Source organism: Devosia sp. 919 (assembly GCF_013185965.1).
Lineage (GTDB): Bacteria > Pseudomonadota > Alphaproteobacteria > Rhizobiales > Devosiaceae > Devosia.
The window spans coordinates 950,496-975,148 of record NZ_JABAOL010000001.1 but is presented as its reverse complement, the minus strand read 5'-3'; the positions used below and the strand labels follow the sequence as shown (position 1 = coordinate 975,148).

Genomic DNA, 24,653 nt, shown 5'->3' with positions numbered 1-24,653 from the left:
GGCTCAGCTCTCGCTCGAAACGGTGGAGCGCGCGGCCGCTTCGGCGCGCGATTCCGGGCTGATGAGGAGAAAGCTGCGTTGCAGGGCGGGCCGAAACAGGCCTTCCATGGCACCGGTAAAGAGGATCACGAGGGCCTGGATGATCACCACCACGGTGCGATCGAGCCCCGAAATCACATATTGCAGCTCGTTGCCGCCCTGGTAGAGCGCCCCGAACAGGAGCGCGGCCAGCGCAATGCCCAGCGGATGGTTGCGCCCCATCAGCGCCACGGCAATGCCGACAAAGCCGGCATCGGCGACGAAATCGAGCACCAGCCGGTTCTGCACGCCCAGCACTTCGTTGAACGCCACCATGCCCGCCAGCGCGCCCGACAGGGTCATGGTGATAATGATCATCTTGCTGTTGGAAATGCCGGCATAGCGCGCGGCGGTGGGGTTCTGCCCCATGGTGCGCAGGGCATAGCCAAAACGAGTATGCCAGATCAGCACGTAAACGGCGACGAGCGCCAGCAGCGCGATGCCAATGGAGAGATTGACCGGCGTATAGTTGAAGGGCTCAAAGAACTGCCCCAGCTTGGGCATGCGCCCGGCTTCGGCGATCATGCGGGATTCCGGGCCCGATACATTGGCGGGCTTGAGGACGCGGTTGAGCATGTAGATCATCAGCGCCGAGGCGATGAAATTGAACATGATGGTGGTGATCACCACATGGCTGCCGCGCTTGGCCTGCAGATAGCCCGGAATAAACGCCCAGGCCCCGCCAAACAGCGCTGCTGCCAAGAGCGCCACGGGCGCCACGATGAGCCAATGGGTGGTATCGAGCGCGGTGGCGGCCAGGATCACGCCGAGCCCGGCGACATAGGCCTGCCCATTGGCGCCGATATTGAAGAGCCCGCCATGGGCCGCCAGCGCCACGGCCAGCCCCGTGAAGATGAAGTTGGTGGTGTAATAAAGCGTATAGCCGATATTGTAGCCATTGCCGAAGGCGCCGGTCACAATGGCCCAGAGCGCCACGAACGGGTTCTGCCCGATCAGCAGCAGCACGATGCCCGACACGATGAAAGCCAGCACGAGATTGAGCACCGGCAGCAGGGCAATATCGGCCCAGCGCGGCAATGGCCGAAGCGCACTCATTGGGCGGCCTTTCTGTCGGTGACGCCGGCCATCATCAATCCAAGTTCGCCTTCGGTGGCGGTGGCGGGATCGGCTTCCCCCACGATCTGGCCGTCAAACATCACGAGGATGCGGTCCGACAGCGAGCGGATTTCGTCGAGCTCCACGGAAACGACGAGGATCGCCTTGCCGGCATCGCGCATCCTGATGATCTGGTTGTGGATGAATTCAATGGCGCCGATATCGACGCCGCGCGTGGGCTGGCCCACCACCAGCACATCGGGATTGCGCTCCATTTCGCGCGCCAGCACGATCTTTTGCTGGTTGCCGCCCGAAAACAGCGCCGTCTTGAGGTTGATGTCGGGTGGGCGCACGTCGAAAGTGGCGATGCGCTCGGCCGCGTCGCGCTTGGCGGCGGCAATATCGAGCAAGGGTCCGCGCCCATAGGCGGGATCGTCCTGGTAGCCGAGAATGGCGTTTTCCCATTCGGCAAAGCTCGTGACGAGACCCATGCGCTGCCGGTCCTCGGGCACATGGGCGAGGCCCGCGGCCCGGGCGCGCGCCGCGCCATCATCGCCGCGCAGGGACAGCGGCTTGCCATTGAGGATCACCTCGCCTGCGCGCTGGTCGCGCATGCCGGTGACGGCCTCGAGCAGTTCGGTCTGCCCATTGCCCGACACCCCGGCAATGCCGACGATCTCGCCGGCCCGTACGGAAAAGCTGACATCCTTGACCCGCACAATGCCCAGATCGTCGGCAACGACGAGGTTGCGCACCTCAAGCAGGGTCTTGCCGGGATGAGCGGGGCCCTTTTCGATGCGCAGCAAGACGCGGCGCCCGACCATCAGCTCAGCGAGCTGTTCGGGATTGGTGTTCCTGGTGGGGAGCGTCGCCACCATTTCGCCGCCGCGCATCACCGAAACATTGTCGGTGATGGCCATGATCTCGCGCAGCTTGTGGGTGATGATGATGACCGTCTTGCCTTGGTCGCGCAGGGTTTGCAGCACCCGGAACAGGTCGTCGGCTTCCTTGGGCGTCAAAACGCCGGTGGGTTCATCGAGAATGAGCGTTTCGGCGCCGCGATACAGCGCCTTGAGGATTTCCACCCGCTGCTGCTGGCCAACCGAGATATCCTCGATCACCGCGTCGGGGTCGACCTCAAGGTCATATTCGGCTTCGAGCCGCGCCAGTTCCTTGCGCGCCCGCGCCAGGCTTGGGCGCAAAAACCCGGAATCCTCGGCGCCCAGCACCACATTTTCGAGCACGGTGAAGTTTTCCACCAGCATGAAGTGCTGGTGCACCATGCCGATGCCGAGCTGGAGCGCATGGCGGCTATCGGTGACGGCCTGCACCTGCCCGTTGACGCGGATCGTGCCGCTGTCGGCGGTGTAAAAGCCATAGAGGATGGACATCAGCGTCGACTTGCCGGCGCCGTTTTCCCCCACAATGCCGTGGATTGTGCCGCGCGCGACCTTGAGGTCGATGTCCTTGTTGGCATGGACCGGGCCGAAGCGCTTGTTGATCCCCTCAAGCTCGATGGCCCAGCCCGCTGCCGGGACGGGAACAGCGGCCGGGTCCGGCCGCTGTGGATTGGTGGGATCAATACCGCTCATTAGCGCAGGGCTTTACAGCGGGCAGTTGTTGTCGGTGGTGTAATCATGCACTTCGATCTCGCCTGAAGCGATCTTGCCCTTGAGCTCATCGAGCTTGGCCTGGTCTTCGGGGGTGATGAGGCTCTGGTTGTTCTCGTCGACGGCGTAATCGACGAAATCGCCCTCCAGACCCAGAATGGTGAGGCCCGGCTTGAAGGTGGCGTCATCGCCGCCATTGGTGAAGGCTTCCACGACGGCATTGTCGACGCGCTTGAGCATCGAGGTCAGCACCGAGCCGGGGTGCAGATAGTTCTGGTTGCTGTCGACGCCGATCGAATACTTGCCCTGGTCGGCCATGGTCTGCAGCACGCCGAGACCCGAGCCACCGGCAGCGGCAAAGATCACGTCGGCGCCGGCGTCGGAAGCGGCGGTCGCCAGTTCACCGGCGGTCACCGGGTCATTCCAGGCGGCCGGGGTGGTGCCGGTATAGTTTTCGATCAGCTTGATGTCGGGGTTCACCGCCTTGGCGCCCTGGGCATAGCCGCAATAGAATTTGTGGATCAGGGGCACATCCATACCACCCACAAAGCCGATCGTGCCGGTTTCGGACTTCATCGCCGCGAGCGCACCGACAAGGAACGAGCCGGTATGCTCGTCAAACAGGATCGACTGGACATTGGGAGCATCCACCACGGCGTCGATCACGACGAAATTGGTGTCGGGAAATTCGGCGGCGAGCGGGGCCAGCACCGATTCCCACATGAAGCTCATCACGACGATTGGGTTGGCGCCTTGGCTGGCGAAGCGGCGCAGGGCCTGTTCGCGCTGGGCGTCGTTTTGCAGTTCCAGTTCGAGATAGTTGCCGCCGGTGTCTGCCTTCCACTTCTCGGCGCCGTTATAGGCGGCCTCGTTGAAGGACTTGTCGAACTTGCCGCCCAGATCATAGATCAGTGCGGGATCAGCAAAGGCGGCACCCGAAAGCAGTGCGCTCAGCGCGATCCCGCCGGCCAGTGCCTTGATGGAGCTTGCAAACTTCATGAGGTCGTCTCCCTGTCTCGCAATGGAGCGTTGGCGCCACGCCCAACGGTGAATTCTCCCTGCGCTCTGGGGGGATACAATCGTGCAATCCCCTTGTCCGCAAGCAAAAAAGCAGCGCCTTCAATGATCTGAACAAAGATTGACCATGCCGCCGCTCCGGTAGGCGCGGCCGGCGGCTAACCCGCCTGCTCTGGCGGTGGCAGCGGAGTCACCGCGGCGCCCATCGCATCGCCGAAGCGGGCGAAAAAGCCATCGATGATCTTTTGCGCGGAGTTGCCAATAATCGCCTGTCCCAGGCGCATGAGCTGGCCCGAGGCGCCGCCGGTGGCGGTGAACACGAGTTCAGTCTGTTCGCCCCGGTCGGTCAGCACGATATCGGCCGCCCCTTCGGCGAGCCCTAACAGACCGCCCTTGCCGCGGCCCGTCAGCGTATAGCGCTCGGCCGGAACGATATTGGACAGGTTGAGCCCGCCTTTGAACACGGGATGCACCACGCCCAGATTGACCTTGATCTCGAGGTCGAGCGCTGTCGGGCCCGACCATTCGATGCGATGGCAGCCGGGAATGGCGGCTTGCAGCACCGCGGCGTCATTCAGGGCGAGCCAAACCACGGGACGGGGCGCAGCAATGAGATAACGGCCACCGAACTGCATCAGCGCATGCCCAGCGCGACGGGCGGAAAAATGGCAGCGCTGTGGCGAAAATACCGTGGTTTGCAAATGCTTTGCACTGTTTTTGCCCCTGCCCTTTACGTGCGGCTTTTTCGCACCAATATGGCCTAAATAGTCGGCCTGTGGCGCAGATGCAATTGTCACGCGTTAGGCCAGCAGCAATCTATAGCGCAACCAGGCGATCTCGCCGATGCCGCGCAGAATCAGGAGCGAACATGGCCAGCCAAGTCACCACTGCTACGCCCACCGCCAATTCGGTGCCTTCCGCCGTTGCCGAGCAGCCGCTGCAGTATCTGGACAAGGCCGTCAACGCGATCCGAAATCTGGGGATCTGGCCAGAACAGCAGGGCGAACAGCCCATCACGGGCCTCTTGCAACAGATCACCGACCTGGATGAAACCCGGGTGATCCTGATCGGGCGCACGCTGTCCCAAGCCAGCGCCTTCAACGAGGTGGTGCGCGAGCAGGTCGCGGCCGTCAAGATCGGCGAGCGCTACGAGGACATCACCAAGGGCTTTGACTCCATCCGCGACGACGCCAAGGCGATGGTCGACCAGTTGGCCGACAACAAGATCAACCTGGTGGAACGCGTCAGCAATGTGTGGATGAAGGTCAGCCGCGGCGACATAGCCACGCGCTTCAATTCAATTCGCGACACCTATCTCGCGGTCACCGCCGACACCAAGGACCAGATCGAGCGCGAGCACACCATTCTCGAGGCCTATCGCGATTTCCGCGGGGCGCTGAAGCAAGCCGAGGTGATGGCGCTCGAAGTGCTGGCCACGGCCGAGCAGCGGCTGGAAGAAAAGAAGAATATCTTGCAGGCTGCGGCCGAGGAACTGGCCGGCTATGCCGGCACTGTGCCGGCCGATCGCGCCCGCCTTGAAATGGCGCGCGACGAGCGCCTGCGCGAAATGCAGAACGAGGAAAAGCGCTACCAGATCGCCAAGGACCTTTCGGACAATTTGACCATCTCCTACAACACCTCCGAAGTGGTGATGGCCCGGCTGATGCAGACCACCAATGCCAAGGAGCGGGTGTATCAGCAGTCGATCTCGTTCTTTTCCACCAATGAAACCGTTTTGACGGCCCTGTCGGCCTCGTTCACCGGCATGTTTGGGCTCAACGAATCCACCGCCACGCTCAATGCGATGAAGGAGGGGATGAGCAAGAGCCTCGAGACCCTCTCGGAAATCGGCGACCGGGTGGGCGAGGAAGCGGTGCGCGCCGGGTATGGCCCGACCGTGCGTGCCGATGCAGTCAAGAAGCTCGTCGACAGCGTCATCAACTTTCAGGAAAAGTCGCGCACCATCATCAACGAGATGCGCGTGGCCTCGACCAAGAATTCGGCCGAGATCCGCGATGCAGTTGAAGACGGCAAGCGGCGCCTCGCGACCCTCGCGACCGAAGGCAATGCCTTGCTGCTTGAATCTGGCCGCTGAGTAGGACGAGCGCGGATGCAGGCCCGACCATGAGCGATGTTCAGGCGAAGGCCCCTGCCCCTGCCCCGCTCGACGAGGTCATGCTGGCGATGGACGTGGTCGACACGCTCCGTCACCGGCAGGACCTTGCCGTGCGTGAACTCGAAGGGGTGACCCGCGAGCAGCAGCTGATCGACAAGCTGCGCGAGGTGTATCGCCACCAGGGCATCGAAGTGCCCGACCATATCCTGCGGGAAGGCGTGGCGGCGCTGGCTGAAAGCCGGTTCGTTTATGACCCGCCCACTCCGGGCTGGCGCACCACTTTGGCGCGGCTTTATGTCGGGCGCAAAAGCTGGGGCAAGCCGGTGGGCGCGCTGCTGCTGGTGCTGCTTGTGTGTGCCGTCGGCTATTTCGGCGCCTGGCGGCCTTATCAGTCGAGCCAGGCTGAGCAAGCGCGCATCGAGCTCAGCGAAGGCCTGCCCGCGCAGATGGACATGCTCTACCAGACCATTTTCGAGGAAACCAAGGTGCAGCAGGCCGTGGTGGAGGCCGAAGTGCTGCGCTCACGCGGCAAGGCCTTTGCCGCCGAAGGCAATCGCGCGGGCGCGGAAGACGCGGTCAAGCGGCTGACCGACCTGCGCGACCTGCTGCGCCAGCAATACACCCTGCGCGTGATCAACCGGCCCGATCAGCAATCGGGTTTCTGGACCTTCCCCGAGATCAACACGGCCGCGACCAATTACTACATCGTGGTGGAAGCGGTAGGACCCGATGGGGACGTGTTGTCGCTGCCGGTGCTCAACGAGGAAACCATGGAAACCGAGACCGTTTCGGTCTGGGCCATCCGCGTGCCCGAGGCGGTCTACAACGCCGTTGCCGCCGACAAGCGCGACAACGGCATCATCGAAGCCAATGAAGTGGGCCGCAAATCGGACGGGTTCATGCAGGTCGAATATCTGATGCCGGTTCTCGGCGGGGCACTGACGCGGTGGTAAAGCAATGAGCATCCGCGGACCCCAGGCCCTGGCCAGCCTCGACGAGGCCATGCGCGACATCCGGCGCGAAGAGGACGAAATCTCGCGCCGGCTTGCCCGCTCCGCCGAGCGGCTGAGCAAGATGCGCGAAAGCGAAGCGGAGCTGTTCCGGCAGCTGGCGCAATTACGCCTCGATCCGGGCGTGCAGGGCGAACTCGACGGGCGCATTTCGCTGGCCGAAAGCAAGGCGCGCGAAATGCTCAAGGACCATGCGCGCCATCTGAGCCAGGCCGAGGAAGGGCTCGCCGCCGCGGATGCGGAGTTGGCGGGGCTGACCGAGCAGCGCGCCCAGGCGCTGGCGGAACTCGAAACAAGGCAAAGCGAGCTCAAGGCACTGGGCGCGCGCCTCCAGGCGCAGATCAGCACCGACCCCGCCTGGATCGCCAAGCGGCAGGAGGCCGAGGAACTCGCCGAGATTGCCGCCCAATCCATGCGCAAGACCGAGCAGGCGGAAGCCGACCAGGCGCAAAAGGGCAGCCCCTATCGCAGCGATCCGCTGTTCATGTATTTGTGGGAAGCCGGCTACGGCACCTCGCGCTATCGCGCCAACAATCTGGTGCGCTTCCTTGATGGCTGGGTCGCGGGGATCGTCGGCTTCAACAAGGCGCGGCCCAATTTTGCCATGCTCAACGAATTGCCGATGCGCCTGCGCGAACATGCCGAGCGCCAGATCGCCAATGCGGAAGCGGCGCAGGCCGAGCTCGACCGGCTCGAACAGGTCGCCATCGACGAAGCGGGCGGTCGCCCCTTGCGCGAAGCGCTCGCGGCCATGCAGGCCCGCATCGAGGCGATCGACGCCGAGATCGTCGCCGCCGAAGATCGCCGCGACGGCGCCGCCCAGGCGCTCGGAGCCATGGCGCAGGGGCGCGATCCCTCCTTTGCCGAAGCGCTCGATACGCTCGCGACCGAGCTGGGGCGCGAGGATATCCAGACGCTGCTGGCCGAAGCGCGGCTGACCCGCACCGGGCGCGACGACACCATCGTCGCCCAGATCGACGATGCCCGGGCGCGCATGAAGGAAGAAGACGCCGAGGTGCGCGAGCAAAAGGCGCGCCTCAAGACCCTCGCCGCCCGCCGGCGCGAGCTCGAGGACATCCAGTGGGAGTTCAAAAAGCAGCGCTTTGACGATCCCCGCTCGAGCTTTGGCGAAGACCGGCTCGTGGGCGACATGCTCAACGATTTCCTGCGCGGTGGGATTTCCGCCGCCTCCTATTGGGAGCATTGGCGGCGCTCGCAGAACTGGAACCCCGGCACCAGTGATTGGGGTGGCGGCGAGGGCCTGCCCAATAATGGGCGCAGCGCCAATCCCTGGCCGCAAGGGGGGGGCGGCTTCCAATGGCCCGAAGGCAGCTTTGGCGGTGGCAGCAGGCGCGATGGCGGCGGTGGGCGCCCGCCCGCAGGCGGCGGCGGTTTTTCGCGCCCGCGCACCGGCTCGAGCGGCACCCGCAAGCATGGCGGGTTCAAGACGGGCGGCGGGTTCTAGCCGCCGCCACCCGATCTCCGGCCTCAGGCCGGGTTGATGAAGCCGAACACCGCAGCGGCATTGCCGCTCTGCTCGGCAAAGCGCTGGCGATGCACCCGCTGCACCAGCACCTCGCCATTCTCGGGTCCTGTCGCCAGCAGCTGCATGGTTTCGCTGATATAGTCAGCCAGCGGCATGGCATTGGGATCATTGGCCTGCTTTTCGCCCTGCAGCGTGGTTTGCACATAGGGCGGGGCGAGCTCGATCACCTCCACACCCGTGTGGCGCAGCTGGTAGCGCAGCGATTGGGAATAGCTGTGGATTGCCGCCTTGGTGGCGCTGTAGGTCGGCGTCGAGGCCTTGGGCACAAAGGCGAGGCCCGATGACACAGTCAGCACCGCGGCCTGGGGTTGCGCCAGCAGATGCGGCAGCAAGGCAGCCGTAAGACGGATCGGGCCCAGCAGATTGGTCGCCACAGTCGCCTCGGCGATCGCCAGATAGTCCCCCGCGACCAAATCTTCATCGACCATGATCCCGGCATTGTTGATCACGGCGTTGAGCGCGGGAAACGCCGCGATCACCCGCTGGGCAAAGGCGCGGATCGCTTCGGGGTCGGTCATGTCCACGGTGAATGCCGCCATGCCGGGATTGGCGGCGGTGACCGCATCGAGCGCGTCCTGGCGCCGCCCGCTGATGATCACCTGATTGCCCGCGCGGTGAAAGGCTTCGGCCAAGCCGCGGCCGATGCCGGAGCCGCCGCCGGTAATGAGAATGGTATTGCCGCTCATGCGCATGAAAACTCTCCTTGGCTTGTGTCGCCCAGAGTTAAGCCGCATACTCTCCATCGGGAAGTAGGCACCCAAAAGATCCATACGCACCCAACGGAGAGTGTCGATGCCGCGAGAAGTTTCGGCCCCCTCGATCTACCAGTGGAGCGAGCGCGCTGGCGGCAAGCCGCTCGATCCCGAACTCGATCGCCTGGTGCGCGACATCATCGGCAAGGTCGCCGACAAATGGACCATGCTGATCCTTGAAGCCCTCAATGATCACGGCACGCTGCGCTTCACCGATGTGGGACGCAAGGTCGGCGAGATCAGCCAGAAGATGCTGACCAAGACCCTGCGGCAGATGGAAGCCGATGGCCTCGTGCAACGAACCGTGCATCCGGTGATCCCACCCCATGTGGAATACAGCCTCACCCCGATGGGCCGGAGTCTCGGGGGCGCGTTTTGCGGCGTCTGGCTGTGGGCGGAAGAGCATCACGCGGCTATCGAGGCGAGCCGCAAGGCCTTTGCCGAACGTAATGGCGCGGCTTAATTGGCGGTTGGGGTCGCCATCAGTTCCCAGACATTGCCTTCGCTGTCGGCGAAGTAAGCCGAGTAGCCCCATTCGGACGATGTGCCCGGGGTAATGATCGAGCCACCCGCCACCAGCACCTGGTCGAGAATGGCATCGACTTCGGCGGCATCGGCGGCACGGTGGCTGAGCACAAAGCCCGGCGAGCCCGCTACGGGGGCTTCGAGCCCCGCGGTCTCGGCAATCTGGGTGCGCGGGAACAGCACAAAGCTCAGCCGCTCATCGAGGAAAAACGCCACATGGTCGTCCCCTGCCCCGATCTGGTCGTCGCCCAGCTCGAACAGCGCGCGGTAAAAGGCAAAGGCGCGCGGCAGATCATCGACGCCGATGGTGATGATGCTGATGGTTGGCTTCATGGCTGGCGCGCTCCTCGGGCGGTCTCAGTAGGCGTTATTCGTAGTACACGCTGATGCGCTGGCCGCCGATCTCATGGACCTTGATGTCCATTTCGTAAATGCCCGACAGCACTTCGGGGCGGATCATTTCGTCGGCCGGGCCCTGAGCCGCGACCTTGCCATGCTTCATAGCGATGATGAAATCGGAGTACCAGGACGCAAAATTGATGTCGTGCAGCACCAGCACGACCGTCTTGCCCAGCTCATTGGCCGCCTTGCGCAAGAGCTTCATCATGCCCATGGCATGCTTCATGTCGAGATTGTTGAGCGGCTCGTCGAGCAGCACATAATCGGTATCCTGGCACAGCACCATCGCCACAAAAGCGCGCTGGCGCTGCCCACCCGAAAGCTCGTCGAGGAACCGGTCCGACAGCTCGCCCAGATTGAGATAGCCAATGGCATCGTCGATGCGCTTTTCGTCGTCGCGCGTCAGCCGGCCGCGCGAATAGGGGAAGCGGCCAAAGGAAACGAGGTCGCGCACGGTCAGGCGCGCGGTCATGTGGTTGTCTTGGCGCAGGATGGACAGGCGCCGTGCCAGCACTTCGCTGCCGGTCTTGCTGACATCGAGCCCATCGACGGTGACGGTGCCCTTGTCCATGCTCATGAGGCGGCTGACCATGGACAGCAGGGTCGACTTGCCCGCCCCATTGGGCCCGATAATGGAGGTGATGCCGCCAGCGGGAATGGACAGCGTCACGCCATCCACCACGCAGCTGGCACCATAATGTTTGGTGACGTTGGTGGTGATGATCATCGCCCCGCCCTCCGCAAAACCAGGAAAATAAAGACGATACCACCGAGAAACTCGATGATGATCGAGAGCGCCGTATCGAACTCAAATATGCGCTCGAGCACGGTTTGCCCACCCACAAGGCAGATCACGGCCAGCAGGACGGCCGTCGGCAGCACATATTTATGCTTGCTGTTGCCGACCAGCGAATGGGCGAGGCTCGCTACCAGGAGCCCAAAAAAGGTCACCGGGCCCACGAGTGCCGTCGAGACCGCCACCAGCACCGAAACCATGATCAGCATGGCGGTGATGGTGCGCTTGTAATTGACCCCAAGATTGATCGCATTGGCGCGCCCAAGGGTCAGCACATCAAAGACCGGGATCATCCGGATCACGGCAATGGTCACGACCGCAAGGACCGCATAGGCGAAGAGGAGATGGTCGGTATCGACGCGCGAAAAGCTGGCGAAGAAGCTGTCCTGCAGCACGTTGAAGGCATTGGGATCCATCAAGCGCTGCATGAAGGAAATCACGCTGCGGAACATGATGCCAAAGACAATGCCCACCAGCACCAGCAGGTGCAGGCTGCGCTCCTGCCACACGAAGAGCCAGGAAAAGAGCGCGCTGGCAAAGCCGATCATCACCACCATTTCGAGGAGGAAATGCAGGTCGGGATTGAGGCTGATGAGGCTGCCAATGCCGAAAAAGAACACCAGCGAGGTTTGCAGCAGCACGTAAAGGCTATCAAAGCCCATGATCGAGGGCGTGAGGATCCGGTTATTGGTGGCGGTCTGAAACAGCACGGTCGAGAGCGCCACCGAATAGCCAACGAGGATCAGGCCGAGGAGCTTGCGGCCGCGGAACGGGATCACGAAGCTCCAGCTGCCCTTGGCCCCCAGCGTCATGAAGCAGACGATGGAAACCAGTGCCAGCAGCGACAGGAGGACGAGCACCAGCACCGGCCGGGTCCAGGTGCGGCGCGAAATGCCCAGGAACGGGGCGTGAGCCGTGGAGAAATCAGGCGGCACTGCGACGGGTCCTGAGCAACAGATAAAGGAAGATGACACTGCCGATGACGCCGACAACCACCCCGATCGGGATCTCATAGGGGTAGCGGATCACCCGCCCCAGAATATCGCAGGCCACCACGAAGGCCGCGCCCGACACGGCTACCCAGGGCACGGTGCGCCGCATATTGTCCCCGACCAGGAGGCTGATGACATTGGGCACGACGAGGCCGAGGAAGGGGATGATGCCGACGGACACCAGCACCACCGCGCTCGAGATCGAGACGATGATGAGCCCCAGGGTCATGGTTTTGTTGTAGTTGAGCCCCAGATTGGTGGTGAAATCCTCGCCCATGCCGGCGACGGTGAAGCGGTCGGCGGCCCAGTAAGCCGCGACGGCACAAACCAACCCGATCCAGAGCAGTTCATAGCGGCCCCGCAGCACGCCAGAAAAATCGCCGAGCTCCCAGGCGAGGAGCGAGGGCAGCAGGCCAAAGCGATAAGCAAAAAAGCTCGTCACCGCCCCGATAATGCCCGACAGCATGATGCCGATCAGGGGCACGAGCAGCACATCGCGGGGCGGCACGCTGCGGATCACCCGCAAGAACAGGAAAGTGCCGGCGAGGGCAAACAGCGCTGCCACCATCATCTTGGCCATGATGGGCCAACCGGGTGCCAGCAGAGTCACGAGCAAAAAGCCCAGTAGCGCGGACTCCGTGGTGCCCACCGTTCCCGGCTCGACAAAGCGGTTGCGCACGACGATCTGCATCACAAGGCCGGCAATGGCCATGGAGGAGCCGGCGAGCAGCAGAGACAGGGTACGCGGCACGCGGCTGATCAGCAGCACCTGCATCGGCCGCCCTTCGGGGCCACCCGAAAACACTCCCGCCAGCGTCACATCGCTGACCCCGATAAACAGGCTCGCAATCGCCAGCAGAAGCGTGGCCACACCAGCGATAATCAGCAGCGGCAAGGCCCGCATGGCACCTCGTTCTCAAATGGCAGAACCCGGCGGAATGATCCGCCGGGCTGAATGATTGATCGCTAGGGGCCGGTGTTAGCTGTTGAGGCCTTCCAGCACCTGATCGAGCATCAGCATCAGGCCGTTATAGCCATGCATGGTGACATAAGCGGCTTGGGGGTCGAGGTAAACAATGTGACCTTCCTTGGCGGCGGTGGTCTGGTTCACCAATTCGTTGTCGAGCAGGGCGGCAGCAGCGCCGGTGTTCTCGCCAACGCCGGCATCACGGTCGACCACGAAGAGCCAATCGGGATTGGTTTCGAGGATGAACTCGAAGGAAACGCTGTCGCCACCGTGATCGCCGTCTTCCACATCGGCCATGGCCGAGGGCATGCCGAGTTCATTGTAGATCCAGGCGACACGCGAGCCGGGTCCGTAAACGCCGACATTGCCGGCATTGGTCACGAGCACGAGCGCGGTGCCCTTGCCTTCGGCCGCAGCTTTGACTTCGGCGATCTTGGCTTCGAGATTGGCGTTGAGTTCGGCGGCCTTCTCTTGGAGCCCAAAGATCTCGCCGAGCTTGGTGATGTTGGCTTCCACGCCCTCGACCAGATCGGCATTGTCGACGGTCAGGTCGATGGTGGGCAGGATTTCGGCGGCGGTCGGGTACGCGGTGCGCGAGCGGGCAGCGACGATATAAAGATCGGCGTCGGCGGCAGCGATGCCTTCGAAATCGGGCTCCTGGAGCGAGCCGATCTTGAGCGCGTCGGCGGGAACGGAGTCAGCGAGGTAAGCGGGCACATTGGACGAGGGAATGCCAGCGACCGGAACGCCGAGCGAGGTCAGGTTGTCAAAGGCTGCCCAATCGGACACCAGCACTTTTTCGGGTACGCCGGTGATGGTGGTTTCACCCTGGGGATGGGTGACGGTGACTTCCTGAGCCTGGGTGCCCAGGCTGGTAAAGGCCAGCGCGCCAGCGACGAGCGCGGCGAGCAAGGAGGGGGTGCGGGTGATGGTGTTCACGAGACTTCCAATCCAGGGTTTGGGCAAACAGCTCTGCACTGCCAGTTTTAAGCTGACGTTGCTTGTCGGGTTACCTAACCGGGCGGAAGCGCCGAGTCAAAAGATAGTTGAGGCCGCCACTCACCTATACAGGGCGAGTGGCGCCGGGGTTTAGTCCCTAGTGGCTGTGCTCGCCCTCGGGCGCTTCATGGCTGTGCTCGCCTTCGGGGGCGTCATGGGCGTGCTCACCCGCGCCATGGGCCTCGGTCGCATCGGCGGCCTGCACCGGGATTTCGATTTCGACCGGGCCGGCATGCTCGAAGACCAGGGTCACAGGGACGCTCTCGCCTTCAACGAAGGGCTGGGTCAGGCCCAGGAACATGATGTGCAGCCCACCGGGCTCGAGCGCGACGGTTTGGCCCGCTTCGATGGTGATGCCGTCGGCCATGGGGCTCATCTTCATGACATCCCCTTCCATTTTCATCTGGTGCAGTTGCACCGTGCCGGCAGCGGGGGAAGTGGCGGAAACCAACCGGTCGGACGCATCGCCCGTGTTCTCGATGGTCAGATACCCGCCCGCGACGGGAGCATTGGGCAGGGTCGCGCGGGTAAAAGGCACCGAAATGTTGAGAGGGCCGTGATGCACCACCCCGTTATGAGCAAAGGCGGGCGCTACGAGCAGCAGGGCAGAGACGATGGCGGCGGCACGGAAACGGCGGAACATCGGAGTGATCCTGGGTGAGCGGATGAACGGGCGCCAGCATAACGCGCCACTAGGGCGTAGGTGCATAGGTTTCACTGACCAGCGACAAAAAGCCCTTCACTGGTGCTGAAAGGGGCGTCGAGCGGCGGCGCGCCACCAGCAATTGGCGCAGCGCCCAGCTATCGGCGAGTGGGGCACAGGCGAGGTCCGTGCCCGCCAGCAGATGCAGGCTCGTCGAGCGCAAAAAGCCGATGCCAAAGCCTGCTTCCACCATGCGCACCAAGGCGGGGAAGCTTTCCACCCGCAGGCTTTCGGTCAGCTTGCGGCCGTCGCGGCGGGCGGCTTCGGCGAGCAGGCGATCGAGCGCGCCGGCATGGTGGATGCCCACAATGGCGTGCTCGGCGACCTCGGCAAAGGCAATGCCGCTGCGCGGCTCGAGCCGGGGCGCCAGCGGATGTTCGGGCGGCGCCAGCACCCAGACGCGGTCATCCTCGAAGGGGCGGGTTTCAAAGCGGGCGAAATCGTAATTGTCCGAAACAATGGCGACATCGGCGCGGCCTTCATCGAGCGCCAGCAGCGCGCGGGCGGCGCCCATTTCCATGATGTCGAGCCCGATGCCGGCATGGTTCTGGCTGTAGCGGGCCAGCAGTTCGGGCAGCCGGCCGGTCAGCGCCGAGCCGGTGCAGGCCAGGCGCAGGCTGCCGCGCTGGCCGGTGGAAAAGTCCACCATGGTGGCGTCGAGATCGGCAATGGCGCGCAGCACGGTGCGGCAGCCCTCGGCATAGGCGCTGCCGGCAGCGGTCAGGCGCACGCCATGGGCAGAGCGATCAAACAGCGCCGTGCCCAGCCGGTTCTCGAGATCCGATACACGGCGGCTGACGGCGGAGGACGCAATGCCCTCGCGCTCGGCGGCGCGCCCAATCGAGCCGGTATCGGCCAGCAGCAAAATCAGGCGTGCGGTGACGCTGTCGAACGGTGCCATCCCATCTCCCTGGCTGAGCCCACTGATAGGGGGTTCAGAGCACCAGGGAAAGGCCGCGCGCAAGATAGAAAATGCCGATGGCCGAGACGATCCAGCGCGTCCAGCTGCGGAAATTGGCGTCGGTCACGCGCTGCAGGATCCAGTAGCCGGCGCTGGTGCCGGCCACCGCGAAAGGCGCGGCGAGCGCCACGCCCAGCCATTCCCCGGCGCTCAGCACCATAGTGGCGTTCCAGTAGAACACCACTTTGGCCCCATGCGAGAGCACCTGCACCGCCGCCTTGGTCGCGACGATCCGCCGCCGGTCCATGGCTGTGCGGATGAAAAAGATATCAACGGTCGGCCCCGATACCCCGACCGCAAGGTTGAGCCCGCCCCCGAGTATGCCGCAAAGCACGGCGTGGTGCGGCTTGCTGGCATCGAGCCGCAGCCAATCGGCGGGAATCCAGACAAGGATCGGCAAGAGGCCAATGGCGATGCAAACGGCTGCGAGGTCGGGCGTATAGCGCACAATGAAGAGGATCGTGGCCGCCACCAGCAGCCCCAGTGTGATCCAGCCCATGATGCGCCAATCGATAAAGGCGCGGGACAGCCAGGCCCGCGACCCGTTGGCGATGATCTGGATGGCGCCCTGCACCGCAATGGCGGTGCCCACCGGCAGCAGCGCCAGCAATATGCCGAGGAGGATCAGCCCACCCGCCATGCCGAAGACGCCCGACAGGGTCGAGGTCAAAAACACCGCCCCCAACAGGGCAAGCACCGCTCCAAGGCTCAGCATCAGGGCTCCCCCACTTCAGCGGGGTTCATGCCCGGCAGGGCAGCCGCGCGCCAGCACGGATCGGGCATGGCCCGGTGCTTTCCTGGCATAGCTGGCGCGTCAGGTGGAGGCGGCCTTGGGGCCGGCGGCGATCACCTCTTCGGGGATGTCGTCAAAGGAGGCGTAGTTCATGTTGTAGAGCCGGGCATACAGCCCGTTCTTGGCCATGAGCTGGTCGTGATTGCCGTTCTCGATCAACTCGCCATTCTGCAGCACGATGATGCGGTCGGCCCCACGAATAGTGGCGAGCCGGTGCGCGATCACGAGTCCGGTGCGCCCTTCGAGCACGGTCAGCAGCGCCTTCTGGATCTGCCGCTCGGTATAGGAGTCGATATTGGCGGTGGCCTCATCGAGCACGAGGATCCTGGCATCGGCCACCAGCGCCCGGGCAAAGCTCAGCAGCTGGCGCTGCCCCAGGGACAGATTGGAGCCGCGCTGCTCGAGCATGGCGTCATAGCCATTGGGCAGCCGCTCGATGAACTCATGGGCGCCCACCGCCTTGGCCGCGGCAACCACCTGTTCGCGCGTGGCATCGGCCTTGTTGTAGCGGATATTGTCCAGAACGCTGCCGGTAAAGAGGAAGGGCTCCTGGAGCACCATGGCCACCTGCTCGCCCAGCGATTCCTGCGTTACATCGCGCACATCATGGCCGCCCACCAACACCGCGCCGCCCTGCACTTCATAAAAGCGGTGCACAAGGGCCATGGCGCTGGTCTTGCCCGAGCCGGTGGGGCCGACCAGGGCGACGGTTTCGCCCGGATTGACGCGGAAGCTGACATTTTTGAGCACGGGATGATCGGCGCGATAGCCAAAGGTGACGTTGCGGAACTCAACCGACCCATCCATGTCCCCGGTCAGCGCCACGGCGCCGGGCTTGTCGGCGATGTCGACGGGTACGTCGAGCACTTCGGTGATGCGCTGGCCCGAGCTCATGGCGCGCTGCATCACCGAATACTGCATGGTGAGCGAGCGGATGGGATCGAAAAAGCGCTGGATATAGAACAGGAACGTGACGATCACGCCCACCTGCAGCCCGCCATTGAGCACCATGGAGCCTCCCACCACGATCACAACAGCCATGGCGATGCCGGTGAGGCTATCAACGATGGGCACCATGACCTGGGCATATTTCGATGCGGTCAGCTGGGTCTTGAGGTTACCAAAGGCCTTGTCGTCATAGAGGTCGAAATTGACCCGCTGGCGATCGAGGTTCTGCACCGTGCGCACGCCATGAATGCCTTCGGCCAGGGCGCCCGCGGTGGAGGAATTGGTTTCGTGCGCGGCCATGAAGGCGGCCCGCGCCCGCGGCAGCCAGAAAATGCGCACGACGAACAGCACCGGCATGGTCGCGAGCGTTAGCAGGCCAAGTCGGAAATCAAGCGTCAGCAGCACGACGACAATGCCGACCAGCAGCACGATGTCGCCCACCGAGATCACGGAGGTTTCCAAAAACTCCTGCATGGAATTGACGTCACCCTGCAGGCGGCTCATCAGGCGACCCACTTCGGTCTTGTCCATGAAGGACAGCGACACGCGCTGGAGCTGGCTGAACATGGCGCGGCGCATATCGAACAGCACGTTTTCGGCCACTTCGCCGACCACGGTTTCCTGCACATAGCTGGCGCCGAAATTGAGCAGCACCACCACGCCAAAGGCCACGACGGCCCCGATCAGGTTGGCGTGATCGCCGCCTGCGGTCATGCCGCGGTCAATGGCAAAGCCGATGATCAGCGGAATGGCCAGCTGGGTCAGCGTGAAAACGATAACCGCCGCCACCGCCAGCAGCATGCGCCGGCGATAGGGATGCACAAAGGCCCAGATCCGGCGGATGGTCTTGGGATCATAGGCCTTGCCAAAGATTTCTTCCTCGATCCGGTGCGAACCCACCGTGGCGCGGGGCGGGCGCTGGCCGCGATCGACCGGAACGTCGTCGTCATGCTCGATAACGCTCATTGGGCCGCACTCCCCACGGCAAAGTCCTCGGCGTCGACCGGCTTGACCTGCAGGTCGTAGAGCGCGCGATAGCGACCGTTCTGGGCCAGCAACTGCTCATGGCTGCCGCGCTCGACGATCTTGCCGCCATCAAGAAACAGGATCTGGTCGGCATGCATCAGCGAACTCAGGCGGTGGGAGATGATGAGGGTGACGCGATCCTGCGCATAGCGCTTGATGGCGCTGCGGATGCGGTGCTCGGTGCCCGCATCGATGGCGGCGGTGGAATCGTCGAACACCATCACCGCCGGCTTGAGCACGAGGCTGCGGGCAATCGACAGGCGCTGGCGCTGCCCACCCGAAAGCGAGACACCCCGTTCGCCCACCACTGTGCCATATTGGGCCGGCAGGCCCATGATGTAGTTGTGCAACTGGGCGCTTTCGGCGGCCCCGGCAATGGAGCGCTCCTTGGCCCAGGGATCGCCATAGGCGATGTTGTTTTCGATCGTGGTGGTGAACAGGAACGAGTCCTGCTGCACCACGGCCACGGCGCGCCGGAGCGAGGCGAGGGTCACGTCGTTGACGTTCTGCCCGTCGATGGTCACAGCCCCGCCCGTCACTTCGTAAAAGCGCGAGATCAGATGGGCGAGCGTCGACTTGCCGCTCCCGGGGGCACCGACAATGCCGATGGTCTGGCCGCGCTTGGCTTCAAAGCTTACCCCGTCAAGCGTGGGATACAGTGCGCCGGGATAGGTGAAGTGCACATCCTCAAAGCGCAGCACGCCTTGGCCTATCTTCAGCGGGTTGGCCTCGGGCTTGTCATCGATCTCGAGCGGCTGGTCGAGAAAGTCGAACAGGCGCCCGCCACAGGTGGCGGCGCGGGCAAAGCTGTTGACCATCATGCCGAGCTGGCGCACCGGCATCTGCAGGATGGTCATGAAGGTCAAAAACGAAGCGAGCGTGCCCACGGTCATGGTGCCGTCGATGACCTTGTTGCCCCCGAACCAGAGCACCAGCCCCATGGCGGCAAAGAACGAAAAGGTCATGGCGCTGGTGTTGCGCACGCGAATGCCGACGCGGGTATGGGCGAGCTCCAGGGCTTCGGCCGAAGCGCGGTCGAACTTGGCGAGCTCGAAGTTCTGGCCCGAAAAGGCGCGCACGACGCGAATGCCGCCCAAATTCTCTTCCATCACACGGGTGACGGCGGACAACTTATCCTGCAGCATCAGCCAGGTCTTGCGCAGGGTCAGTTGCGCGACCGAGGAGCGCCAGGCGACAAAGGGCACAAAGCTCAGGCTCAGCACGCCCAGCAGCGGATCGGTCGAGATCAGCAGATACGCACCCAGCCCGATCAGCACGGACAGCAGCACCATGCGCACGAGCCCCGTCGAGAAGAACATGCGTACGCCATCGAGGTCGAGCAGCCCGATGGTGATGAGATCGCCGGTATGGATGCGGTCGTGGAAGGAAAAGCTTAGGCGCTGCACCTTTTCATAGAAGGCCAGGCGCAGTTCGTAGCCGATGGTGTGGCCCACCGATTCACTGAAATAGTTCTGCGCCAGGGTAAAGAGCCCGCGGGCCACAGACACGGCCAGCAGGAGCAGCGCCGTGGTCCAGAGCGCCCGCTCGCCGGCATCGCCCGCCACCAGAATGCCCTGCGCCTCGTCCACTGCGCGGCCCAGCAGACGCGGAATGGTCAGCTGCAGGCCCGCCGCGATCACCGTCGAGCCGATGGCAATGGTGACCTGCCAGGGATGGCGCAGCGTGAGCTTGGTGATGCGCCACAAGACGCCGGTGCCTTTACCGGCATGGACAGAGGCCAGGTGAGCGCGGGGGTCAGCGCGCCCACGGACGCGGCCAGCCGAGGGGGTGGTCACAGCAGATCCAGACTTCAAAAAGGGTGCTCCGGTGGGGCGCAGGGCAGCCACCGGGTGCGACAAATCAACTCGTGGAATTATTCAACGCCCATCGTCCGTACCATTCAAGAGGCAATTTGCGCAAAAAAGCGCCACGCCCGGCGCTTTGTGACGGAACTGTCACTTAGGTTGATTGAGCTCGGGATAGATTACGGCCGAGCAGCGCCGGTTGCCGGCATCGAGCAGGGCTTGCTGTTCTGGCGAAATGGTGCCGGAAAACACCGGATCCCACAGATCATTGGCTTCCACTGTCTCGAGCCCGCACTGGCAATAGGTGGTGCAGAGGCCAGGCGTCGTGCCGCCCTCGACGCAGGTGCGCTGGCAGGCATTGAGGAAGTCGGTTTGCCGCATGGCGATCTGGGGCTGCAGCCAGCCGGCCAGCGGAAACAGCACGGCGAGCAGCAGTGGCTGATGCACGAGATAGATCAGCAGGCTCCAGCGACCCATGGTTTGCAGCACCCGCGCCAGGGCGTTGGTGGGAGCGATGGCGGCAAGGCGCGCGCTCCAGCGCGAGCCAATCAACCAGCGCCCGGCCAGAAGCCCCAGCAGCACCACGCCAAAGGAGGGAAACACCGGCACGAGATCATTGGTGGGTGGCGCCACCGTCCAGAACCCCAGCCAGGACCAGGCCTTCGCGTTGAAGAGTTCGTTGGAGAAAAACGCGGGCAGCGCCAGCACCACAACCGCGATGAGCCCGATCACCCAGGACGGCGCCCGGCGCAGCGGCAGCGCCAGGAGGGTAAAGAGCGCAATGGCGTGCAGCACGCCGAAGTAAACGAAGGTGTCGGGGAAGGCGATGAGGGTCGCAACCGTAATCGCCAGCGCTCCCAGGACCAACAACCCCCAGCGGCGCCAGAACCGGCGCCAATCGGTAGGGCCCCGGCTCCCAAGGGCGATCCCGACGCCCACAAGGAACAGGAAGCTATACAAAATGCTGCGGGCAAACAGCACCCAGCCCGGATCATAGCCGACATCGGCGGGGATGAAGCGGAAATAGGCGAGATCCCAGCACAGGTGATAAATGATCATCGCGATGATGGCGACGCCACGGGCGATATCGATCACCGGAAAGCGGGCGCGCACCGGTGGGGAGGCCAGTTCGCTCACCGCGCCCCATCCAGAATGGCCAGGAACGCCGCGCCATAGCGCTCGAGCTTGGCCTGCCCCACGCCGGGGATATTGAGCAGATCGTGCAACTTGGCCGGCCGGGTTTGCGCCATGGCGCGCAGGGTCGCGTCGCCGAACACCACATAAGGGGGCACGCCCTGCGCCTTGGCGATGCGCAGCCGTTCGGCGCGCAGGGCATTGAAGACGCCCATATCGGCCTCGTCGAGCTCCACCGCGCCCGCCAGCTGGCGGCGCACTTCCGCCGCTTTTTTGGGCCGATCCTGGCGCAGGGTGACGGTGCGCTCTTTGCGGAACACCGCGCGCGCCCCCTCCCCCAGCGTCAAGGCGCCATGGGCGGCATGGTCGACCCGCACCAGCCCCGAGGCCGTCAGCTGCCGCAGCACCGATTGCCAGGTGCGGCTGTCATGTTCCTGGCCCTGGCCGAACACGGCCTGCTTGTCGTGGCCAAAGCGCTCGACCTTTTCGGTCCGCTTGCCCAGCAGCACATCGATGATGTGCCCCGAACCGAAGCGCTGCCCGGTGCGATAAATCGCGGCCATGGCCTTGATCGCCGCTTCCGTGCCGTCCCAGCTGGCGACGGGCGAGCGGCAGGTATCGCAATTGCCGCAAGGGCCCTCGTAGACTTCGCCGAAATGGGCGAGGATCGCCTGACGCCGGCATTCGGCGGTTTCGCAGACGCCCAGGAGCGCATTGAGCTTGGCGTGTTCGACGCGCTTGATCTCGTCGGGCGCCCCGCCCTCGTCGATCATGCGCCGGCGCTGCACCGCATCGGCCATGCCATAGCTCATCCAGGCGTCGGCGGGCTGCCCGTCGCGCCCGGCGCGGCCGGTTTCCTGGTAATAGGCTTCGATCGAGGCGGGGAGATCGAGATGGGCGACATAGCGCACATCGGGCTTGTCGATGCCCATGCCGAACGCCACGGTCGCCACAAGGCACACATCCTCCTCGCGCAGGAAGATGTCCTGGTGGGCGGAGCGAAGGCCGGCATCCATGCCGGCATGATAGGGCAGGGCGCGAACGCCCTTACCCTCCAGCCATTGCGCGGTGTCCTCCACCTTGGCGCGCGACAGGCAATAGACAATGCCGCTTTCGCCCTTGTGCCCTTCGAGGAAGCGCAAGAGCTGAGCGCGGGCATTGTCGCGCTCGATGATGGAATAGGAGATATTGGGGCGATCGAAACTGGTCTCAAATACCCGCGCGCCCCCAAGCCCCAGCCGCTCGATGATATCGGCGCGGGTGGTGGGGTCGGCCGTCGCTGTCAGCGCGATGCGCGGCACGCCGGGAAACAGTTCAGTCAGCTGGGCCAGTTCGCGATATTCGGGCCGGAAATCATGGCCCCATTGACTGACGCAATGGGCCTCGTCGATGGCAAAGAGCGCAATATCGAGCCCATCCACCATGTTGCGGAAGCCCGGCGTCGCCACCCGCTCGGGCGCCACATAAAGCAAGTCCAGCTCGCCCCGACGCAACTGCCCGCGCACCTGGGCGGACTCTTCGGGCGAAAGCGAGGAATTAAGCGCCGCCGCCGCGACCCCGGCCTGGCGCAGCGCCTCGACCTGGTCGCGCATCAGGGCAATCAGCGGCGAGACCACAATGCCCACGCCATGCCGGCAGAGCGCGGGGATCTGGTAGCAGGCCGATTTGCCCGCGCCCGTCGGAAACAGCACCACCGCATCGCCGCCATCGGCGACATGGCGCACCACTTCTTCCTGCTGACCGCGGAAACTCTTGTGGCCGAACACATCGCGCAACACCGCCAGGGGATCGGGGCGAAGATCAAGCGAGGTGGTTTGGCTCAAGGCTGCTGCCATGTGATGGAGGGGCTCCGAAGCGGCGAATCCCGCCGCACCGTGCTTCGAGCATAGCTGAGCGTGACGGGCAACTCACAGCTGATTCAACAGCTAGACATAGCCCAGCGCGGTGAACTGGCTGTCGAACCACCACCAGCCCATTGCGGTCAGCGCCACGACGACGGCAAAGGCGATCCAGCCTGCAGCAGTCAGGTTTTTGTGGTCGGCCGTGCGATATTGGAAGCGCTCGCCCCCGAGCAGAAACACCAGCCCGAAGACGAGGCATAGCGGCACCAGCGCAAAGGCGCGCAGCTGATAGTGCACCTCGGGCGCGCCGCTTTGCGCCTGCCCGAGCGGCACCAGCAAAAAGAAATACAAAACCGCGGCGCCAATGGCGATCGCCGCCAATCCGCCCAGCCGCACCAAAACACTGCGCCCCATGCCTCACCCCCGCTGCATCGCGCAACAAGGAGTGGCATGGGGCCCTCAAGAGATCAATCTGCCGCCGGCTTAGCCCCCGACGATCTCGCCGCCATTGGGGTGGAGCACCTGACCCGAGATGTAGGAGCTCTCGTCGCAGGCCAGGAACAGGTGGCAGGTGGCCACTTCATTGGGCTGGCCGGGGCGCTTCATCGGCTGGGAGGCGCCGAATTCGGCCACCTTGTCCTCGGGGAAGGTGGCGGGGATCAGTGGCGTCCAGATCGGGCCGGGCGCCACGGCATTTACGCGAATGCCCTTTTCGGCAAGGCTGCCCGAAAGGGAGCGGGTGAAGGCCAGGATCGCGCCCTTGGTCGAGGAATAATCGAGCAACTCGGGCGAGCCGCGATAAGCGGTGACCGAGGTGGTGTTGACGATGGAGGCACCCGACTGCAGATGCGGCATCGCTGCCTGCGTCATGAAGAAGTAGCCGAATATATTGGTGCGGAAGGTCTTTTCCAGCTGTTCTTCGGAGATATCGGTGATCTCGTCCTGCGGATGCTGCTCGGCCGCATTGTTGACGAGGACGTCGATCTTGCCAAATTCCTCGATCACCTTGCCCACGACATTGTCGCAAAAGGCCTTTTCGCCCACATCGCCGCGCAGCAGCAGGACATTCTTGCCCTCCGCCTTGATCGCCTCGGCGGTGATCTTGGCGTCCTCGGTTTCCTCGAGATAAACGATCGCGACCTCGGCCCCTTCGCGGGCAAACAGCACCGCGCAAGCCCGGCCAATGCCGCTATCGCCGCCGGTGATGATCGCGACCTTGCCGGCAAGCCGCCCGTTGCCAGGGAATTTGGGGGCAAAATCGGGTGCCGGGCTCATTTCGGTTTCCCGGCCGGGCTGATGGTCCTGGTGCTGGGGCGGATTGATCTGGTCGTCGGACATGGGGGAACCTTCTGGGTTTGGTGGGGAACTAGTGCTTGCCGCCGGAGCCGGATTGCTTGCCCCCGCCATCCTGCTTGTTGACGGTGGCCCAGGCCCGGCGCTCGGCCTCGTCTTCAGGCAGGCCACGCTTTTCGTAGCCTTCCTCGATATGCTCGGCCTTGCGCTTTTGCTTGTCGGTGTAAGCGGATTTGTCGCTTTGAGGCATGGTGGATCTCCCTCTTGCGGAGCGGCAAAGGTGGAC

23 protein-coding genes and 1 pseudogene are annotated in these 24,653 nt (G+C 63.9%); 4 read left to right on the top strand and 20 right to left on the bottom strand.

The window, feature by feature from the left end; genetic code table 11:
• Window positions 1–3: 3 nt before the first annotated feature.
• From HRQ64_RS04665 to HRQ64_RS04650, 4 genes are all read right to left on the bottom strand, one after another.
• Window positions 4–1,134, bottom strand: a complete 1,131-nt coding sequence (locus tag HRQ64_RS04665) for an ABC transporter permease (protein ID WP_127751964.1) — start codon at window positions 1,132–1,134, stop codon at window positions 4–6.
• Window positions 1,131–2,726, bottom strand: coding sequence for an ABC transporter ATP-binding protein (locus tag HRQ64_RS04660; RefSeq protein ID WP_172122392.1), 1,596 nt, complete (start codon window positions 2,724–2,726; stop codon window positions 1,131–1,133). The genes HRQ64_RS04665 and HRQ64_RS04660 overlap by 4 nt, the downstream gene beginning before the upstream one ends.
• A gap of 12 nt (window positions 2,727–2,738) precedes the next feature.
• Entirely contained in the window at window positions 2,739–3,743 is a 1,005-nt protein-coding gene (locus tag HRQ64_RS04655; protein WP_172122391.1) for a BMP family ABC transporter substrate-binding protein, read from the bottom strand.
• Window positions 3,744–3,919: 176 nt separating this feature from the next.
• Window positions 3,920–4,396 (bottom strand): SRPBCC domain-containing protein, encoded by a 477-nt coding sequence (locus HRQ64_RS04650; RefSeq protein ID WP_172122390.1) that lies wholly within the window; start codon window positions 4,394–4,396, stop codon window positions 3,920–3,922.
• A gap of 233 nt (window positions 4,397–4,629) precedes the next feature.
• On the opposite strand from HRQ64_RS04650, the gene HRQ64_RS04645 reads away from it, so the two are divergent.
• Genes HRQ64_RS04645 through HRQ64_RS04635 form a run of 3 tightly spaced genes read left to right on the top strand, consistent with a single transcriptional unit; the run spans window position 4,630 to window position 8,352 of the window.
• Window positions 4,630–5,856 (top strand): cell surface protein, encoded by a 1,227-nt coding sequence (locus HRQ64_RS04645; protein WP_206524685.1) that lies wholly within the window; start codon window positions 4,630–4,632, stop codon window positions 5,854–5,856.
• 29 nt (window positions 5,857–5,885) lie between these two features.
• Window positions 5,886–6,830: a DUF6384 family protein gene (locus tag HRQ64_RS04640; RefSeq protein ID WP_127751960.1), complete on the top strand. Its 945-nt coding sequence runs from the start codon at window positions 5,886–5,888 to the stop codon at window positions 6,828–6,830.
• Between the two features lie 4 nt (window positions 6,831–6,834).
• Window positions 6,835–8,352, top strand: a complete 1,518-nt coding sequence (locus HRQ64_RS04635) for a hypothetical protein (RefSeq protein WP_172122389.1) — start codon at window positions 6,835–6,837, stop codon at window positions 8,350–8,352.
• A 23-nt stretch (window positions 8,353–8,375) separates the two neighbouring features.
• Here the strand turns inward: HRQ64_RS04635 and HRQ64_RS04630 are convergent, their stop codons facing one another.
• Window positions 8,376–9,125, bottom strand: a complete 750-nt coding sequence (locus HRQ64_RS04630) for an SDR family oxidoreductase (RefSeq protein WP_172122388.1) — start codon at window positions 9,123–9,125, stop codon at window positions 8,376–8,378.
• A 100-nt stretch (window positions 9,126–9,225) separates the two neighbouring features.
• Between HRQ64_RS04630 and HRQ64_RS04625 the strand changes: the two genes are divergently transcribed.
• Window positions 9,226–9,648 (top strand): helix-turn-helix domain-containing protein, encoded by a 423-nt coding sequence (locus tag HRQ64_RS04625; RefSeq protein WP_127751957.1) that lies wholly within the window; start codon window positions 9,226–9,228, stop codon window positions 9,646–9,648.
• Here the strand turns inward: HRQ64_RS04625 and HRQ64_RS04620 are convergent.
• From HRQ64_RS04620 to HRQ64_RS04550, 15 genes and pseudogenes are all read right to left on the bottom strand, one after another.
• The gene (locus HRQ64_RS04620) at window positions 9,645–10,043 is read right to left on the bottom strand and encodes a VOC family protein (protein ID WP_172122387.1); all 399 of its coding nucleotides are present in this window, start codon (window positions 10,041–10,043) and stop codon (window positions 9,645–9,647) included. The genes HRQ64_RS04625 and HRQ64_RS04620 overlap by 4 nt on opposite strands.
• Window positions 10,044–10,077: 34 nt before the next feature.
• The gene (locus HRQ64_RS04615) at window positions 10,078–10,836 is read right to left on the bottom strand and encodes an ABC transporter ATP-binding protein (protein ID WP_172122386.1); all 759 of its coding nucleotides are present in this window, start codon (window positions 10,834–10,836) and stop codon (window positions 10,078–10,080) included.
• The gene (locus HRQ64_RS04610) at window positions 10,833–11,798 is read right to left on the bottom strand and encodes an iron chelate uptake ABC transporter family permease subunit (RefSeq protein WP_349236731.1); all 966 of its coding nucleotides are present in this window, start codon (window positions 11,796–11,798) and stop codon (window positions 10,833–10,835) included. The genes HRQ64_RS04615 and HRQ64_RS04610 overlap by 4 nt, the downstream gene beginning before the upstream one ends.
• A gap of 31 nt (window positions 11,799–11,829) precedes the next feature.
• A complete protein-coding gene (locus tag HRQ64_RS04605) occupies window positions 11,830–12,801 on the bottom strand; it encodes an ABC transporter permease (protein WP_172122384.1) in 972 nt (323 codons plus the stop codon).
• A 75-nt stretch (window positions 12,802–12,876) separates the two neighbouring features.
• Window positions 12,877–13,803 carry an ABC transporter substrate-binding protein gene (locus HRQ64_RS04600; protein WP_172122383.1) on the bottom strand — a complete coding sequence of 309 codons (927 nt, stop codon included), beginning with the start codon at window positions 13,801–13,803 and terminating at the stop codon, window positions 12,877–12,879.
• A gap of 157 nt (window positions 13,804–13,960) precedes the next feature.
• The gene (locus tag HRQ64_RS04595) at window positions 13,961–14,506 is read right to left on the bottom strand and encodes a copper chaperone PCu(A)C (protein ID WP_248308192.1); all 546 of its coding nucleotides are present in this window, start codon (window positions 14,504–14,506) and stop codon (window positions 13,961–13,963) included.
• A 49-nt stretch (window positions 14,507–14,555) separates the two neighbouring features.
• Complete coding sequence (locus tag HRQ64_RS04590) at window positions 14,556–15,467, bottom strand: LysR family transcriptional regulator (protein ID WP_172122381.1); 912 nt, start codon at window positions 15,465–15,467, stop codon at window positions 14,556–14,558.
• Between the two features lie 34 nt (window positions 15,468–15,501).
• Entirely contained in the window at window positions 15,502–16,242 is a 741-nt protein-coding gene (locus HRQ64_RS04585; protein ID WP_172122380.1) for a TSUP family transporter, read from the bottom strand.
• 99 nt (window positions 16,243–16,341) lie between these two features.
• A complete protein-coding gene (locus HRQ64_RS04580) occupies window positions 16,342–18,234 on the bottom strand; it encodes an ABC transporter ATP-binding protein (RefSeq protein WP_172122379.1) in 1,893 nt (630 codons plus the stop codon).
• On the bottom strand, window positions 18,231–20,090 hold the full coding sequence (locus tag HRQ64_RS04575; RefSeq protein WP_172122378.1) for an ABC transporter ATP-binding protein: 1,860 nt from the start codon (window positions 20,088–20,090) through the stop codon (window positions 18,231–18,233). The genes HRQ64_RS04580 and HRQ64_RS04575 overlap by 4 nt, the downstream gene beginning before the upstream one ends.
• A 159-nt stretch (window positions 20,091–20,249) precedes the next feature.
• Window positions 20,250–21,236: a heparan-alpha-glucosaminide N-acetyltransferase gene (locus tag HRQ64_RS04570; RefSeq protein ID WP_172122377.1), complete on the bottom strand. Its 987-nt coding sequence runs from the start codon at window positions 21,234–21,236 to the stop codon at window positions 20,250–20,252.
• The gene (gene recQ / locus HRQ64_RS04565) at window positions 21,233–23,068 is read right to left on the bottom strand and encodes a DNA helicase RecQ (RefSeq protein WP_172122376.1); all 1,836 of its coding nucleotides are present in this window, start codon (window positions 23,066–23,068) and stop codon (window positions 21,233–21,235) included. The genes HRQ64_RS04570 and recQ overlap by 4 nt, the downstream gene beginning before the upstream one ends.
• Before the next feature lie 90 nt (window positions 23,069–23,158).
• Complete coding sequence (locus HRQ64_RS04560; RefSeq protein ID WP_172122375.1) at window positions 23,159–23,488, bottom strand: hypothetical protein; 330 nt, start codon at window positions 23,486–23,488, stop codon at window positions 23,159–23,161.
• 69 nt (window positions 23,489–23,557) lie between these two features.
• Window positions 23,558–24,412 carry an SDR family oxidoreductase gene (locus HRQ64_RS04555; RefSeq protein ID WP_172122374.1) on the bottom strand — a complete coding sequence of 285 codons (855 nt, stop codon included), beginning with the start codon at window positions 24,410–24,412 and terminating at the stop codon, window positions 23,558–23,560.
• Window positions 24,413–24,452: 40 nt separating this feature from the next.
• Window positions 24,453–24,617: pseudogene (locus HRQ64_RS04550) on the bottom strand (plasmid stabilization protein); the annotation flags it as partial.
• Between the last annotated feature and the right edge of the window lie 36 nt (window positions 24,618–24,653).

Coding starts and splice junctions, on each gene's coding strand:
- HRQ64_RS04665 (WP_127751964.1), bottom strand. CDS start 1,134: ATGAGTGCGCTTCGGCCATTGCCGCGCTGGGCCGATATTGCCCTGCTG.
- HRQ64_RS04660 (WP_172122392.1), bottom strand. CDS start 2,726: ATGAGCGGTATTGATCCCACCAATCCACAGCGGCCGGACCCGGCCGCT.
- HRQ64_RS04655 (WP_172122391.1), bottom strand. CDS start 3,743: ATGAAGTTTGCAAGCTCCATCAAGGCACTGGCCGGCGGGATCGCGCTG.
- HRQ64_RS04650 (WP_172122390.1), bottom strand. CDS start 4,396: ATGCAGTTCGGTGGCCGTTATCTCATTGCTGCGCCCCGTCCCGTGGTT.
- HRQ64_RS04645 (WP_206524685.1), top strand. CDS start 4,630: ATGGCCAGCCAAGTCACCACTGCTACGCCCACCGCCAATTCGGTGCCT.
- HRQ64_RS04640 (WP_127751960.1), top strand. CDS start 5,886: ATGAGCGATGTTCAGGCGAAGGCCCCTGCCCCTGCCCCGCTCGACGAG.
- HRQ64_RS04635 (WP_172122389.1), top strand. CDS start 6,835: ATGAGCATCCGCGGACCCCAGGCCCTGGCCAGCCTCGACGAGGCCATG.
- HRQ64_RS04630 (WP_172122388.1), bottom strand. CDS start 9,125: ATGCGCATGAGCGGCAATACCATTCTCATTACCGGCGGCGGCTCCGGC.
- HRQ64_RS04625 (WP_127751957.1), top strand. CDS start 9,226: ATGCCGCGAGAAGTTTCGGCCCCCTCGATCTACCAGTGGAGCGAGCGC.
- HRQ64_RS04620 (WP_172122387.1), bottom strand. CDS start 10,043: ATGAAGCCAACCATCAGCATCATCACCATCGGCGTCGATGATCTGCCG.
- HRQ64_RS04615 (WP_172122386.1), bottom strand. CDS start 10,836: ATGATCATCACCACCAACGTCACCAAACATTATGGTGCCAGCTGCGTG.
- HRQ64_RS04605 (WP_172122384.1), bottom strand. CDS start 12,801: ATGCGGGCCTTGCCGCTGCTGATTATCGCTGGTGTGGCCACGCTTCTG.
- HRQ64_RS04595 (WP_248308192.1), bottom strand. CDS start 14,506: ATGTTCCGCCGTTTCCGTGCCGCCGCCATCGTCTCTGCCCTGCTGCTC.
- HRQ64_RS04590 (WP_172122381.1), bottom strand. CDS start 15,467: ATGGCACCGTTCGACAGCGTCACCGCACGCCTGATTTTGCTGCTGGCC.
- HRQ64_RS04585 (WP_172122380.1), bottom strand. CDS start 16,242: ATGCTGAGCCTTGGAGCGGTGCTTGCCCTGTTGGGGGCGGTGTTTTTG.
- HRQ64_RS04580 (WP_172122379.1), bottom strand. CDS start 18,234: ATGAGCGTTATCGAGCATGACGACGACGTTCCGGTCGATCGCGGCCAG.
- recQ (WP_172122376.1), bottom strand. CDS start 23,068: ATGGCAGCAGCCTTGAGCCAAACCACCTCGCTTGATCTTCGCCCCGAT.
- HRQ64_RS04560 (WP_172122375.1), bottom strand. CDS start 23,488: ATGGGGCGCAGTGTTTTGGTGCGGCTGGGCGGATTGGCGGCGATCGCC.
- HRQ64_RS04555 (WP_172122374.1), bottom strand. CDS start 24,412: ATGTCCGACGACCAGATCAATCCGCCCCAGCACCAGGACCATCAGCCC.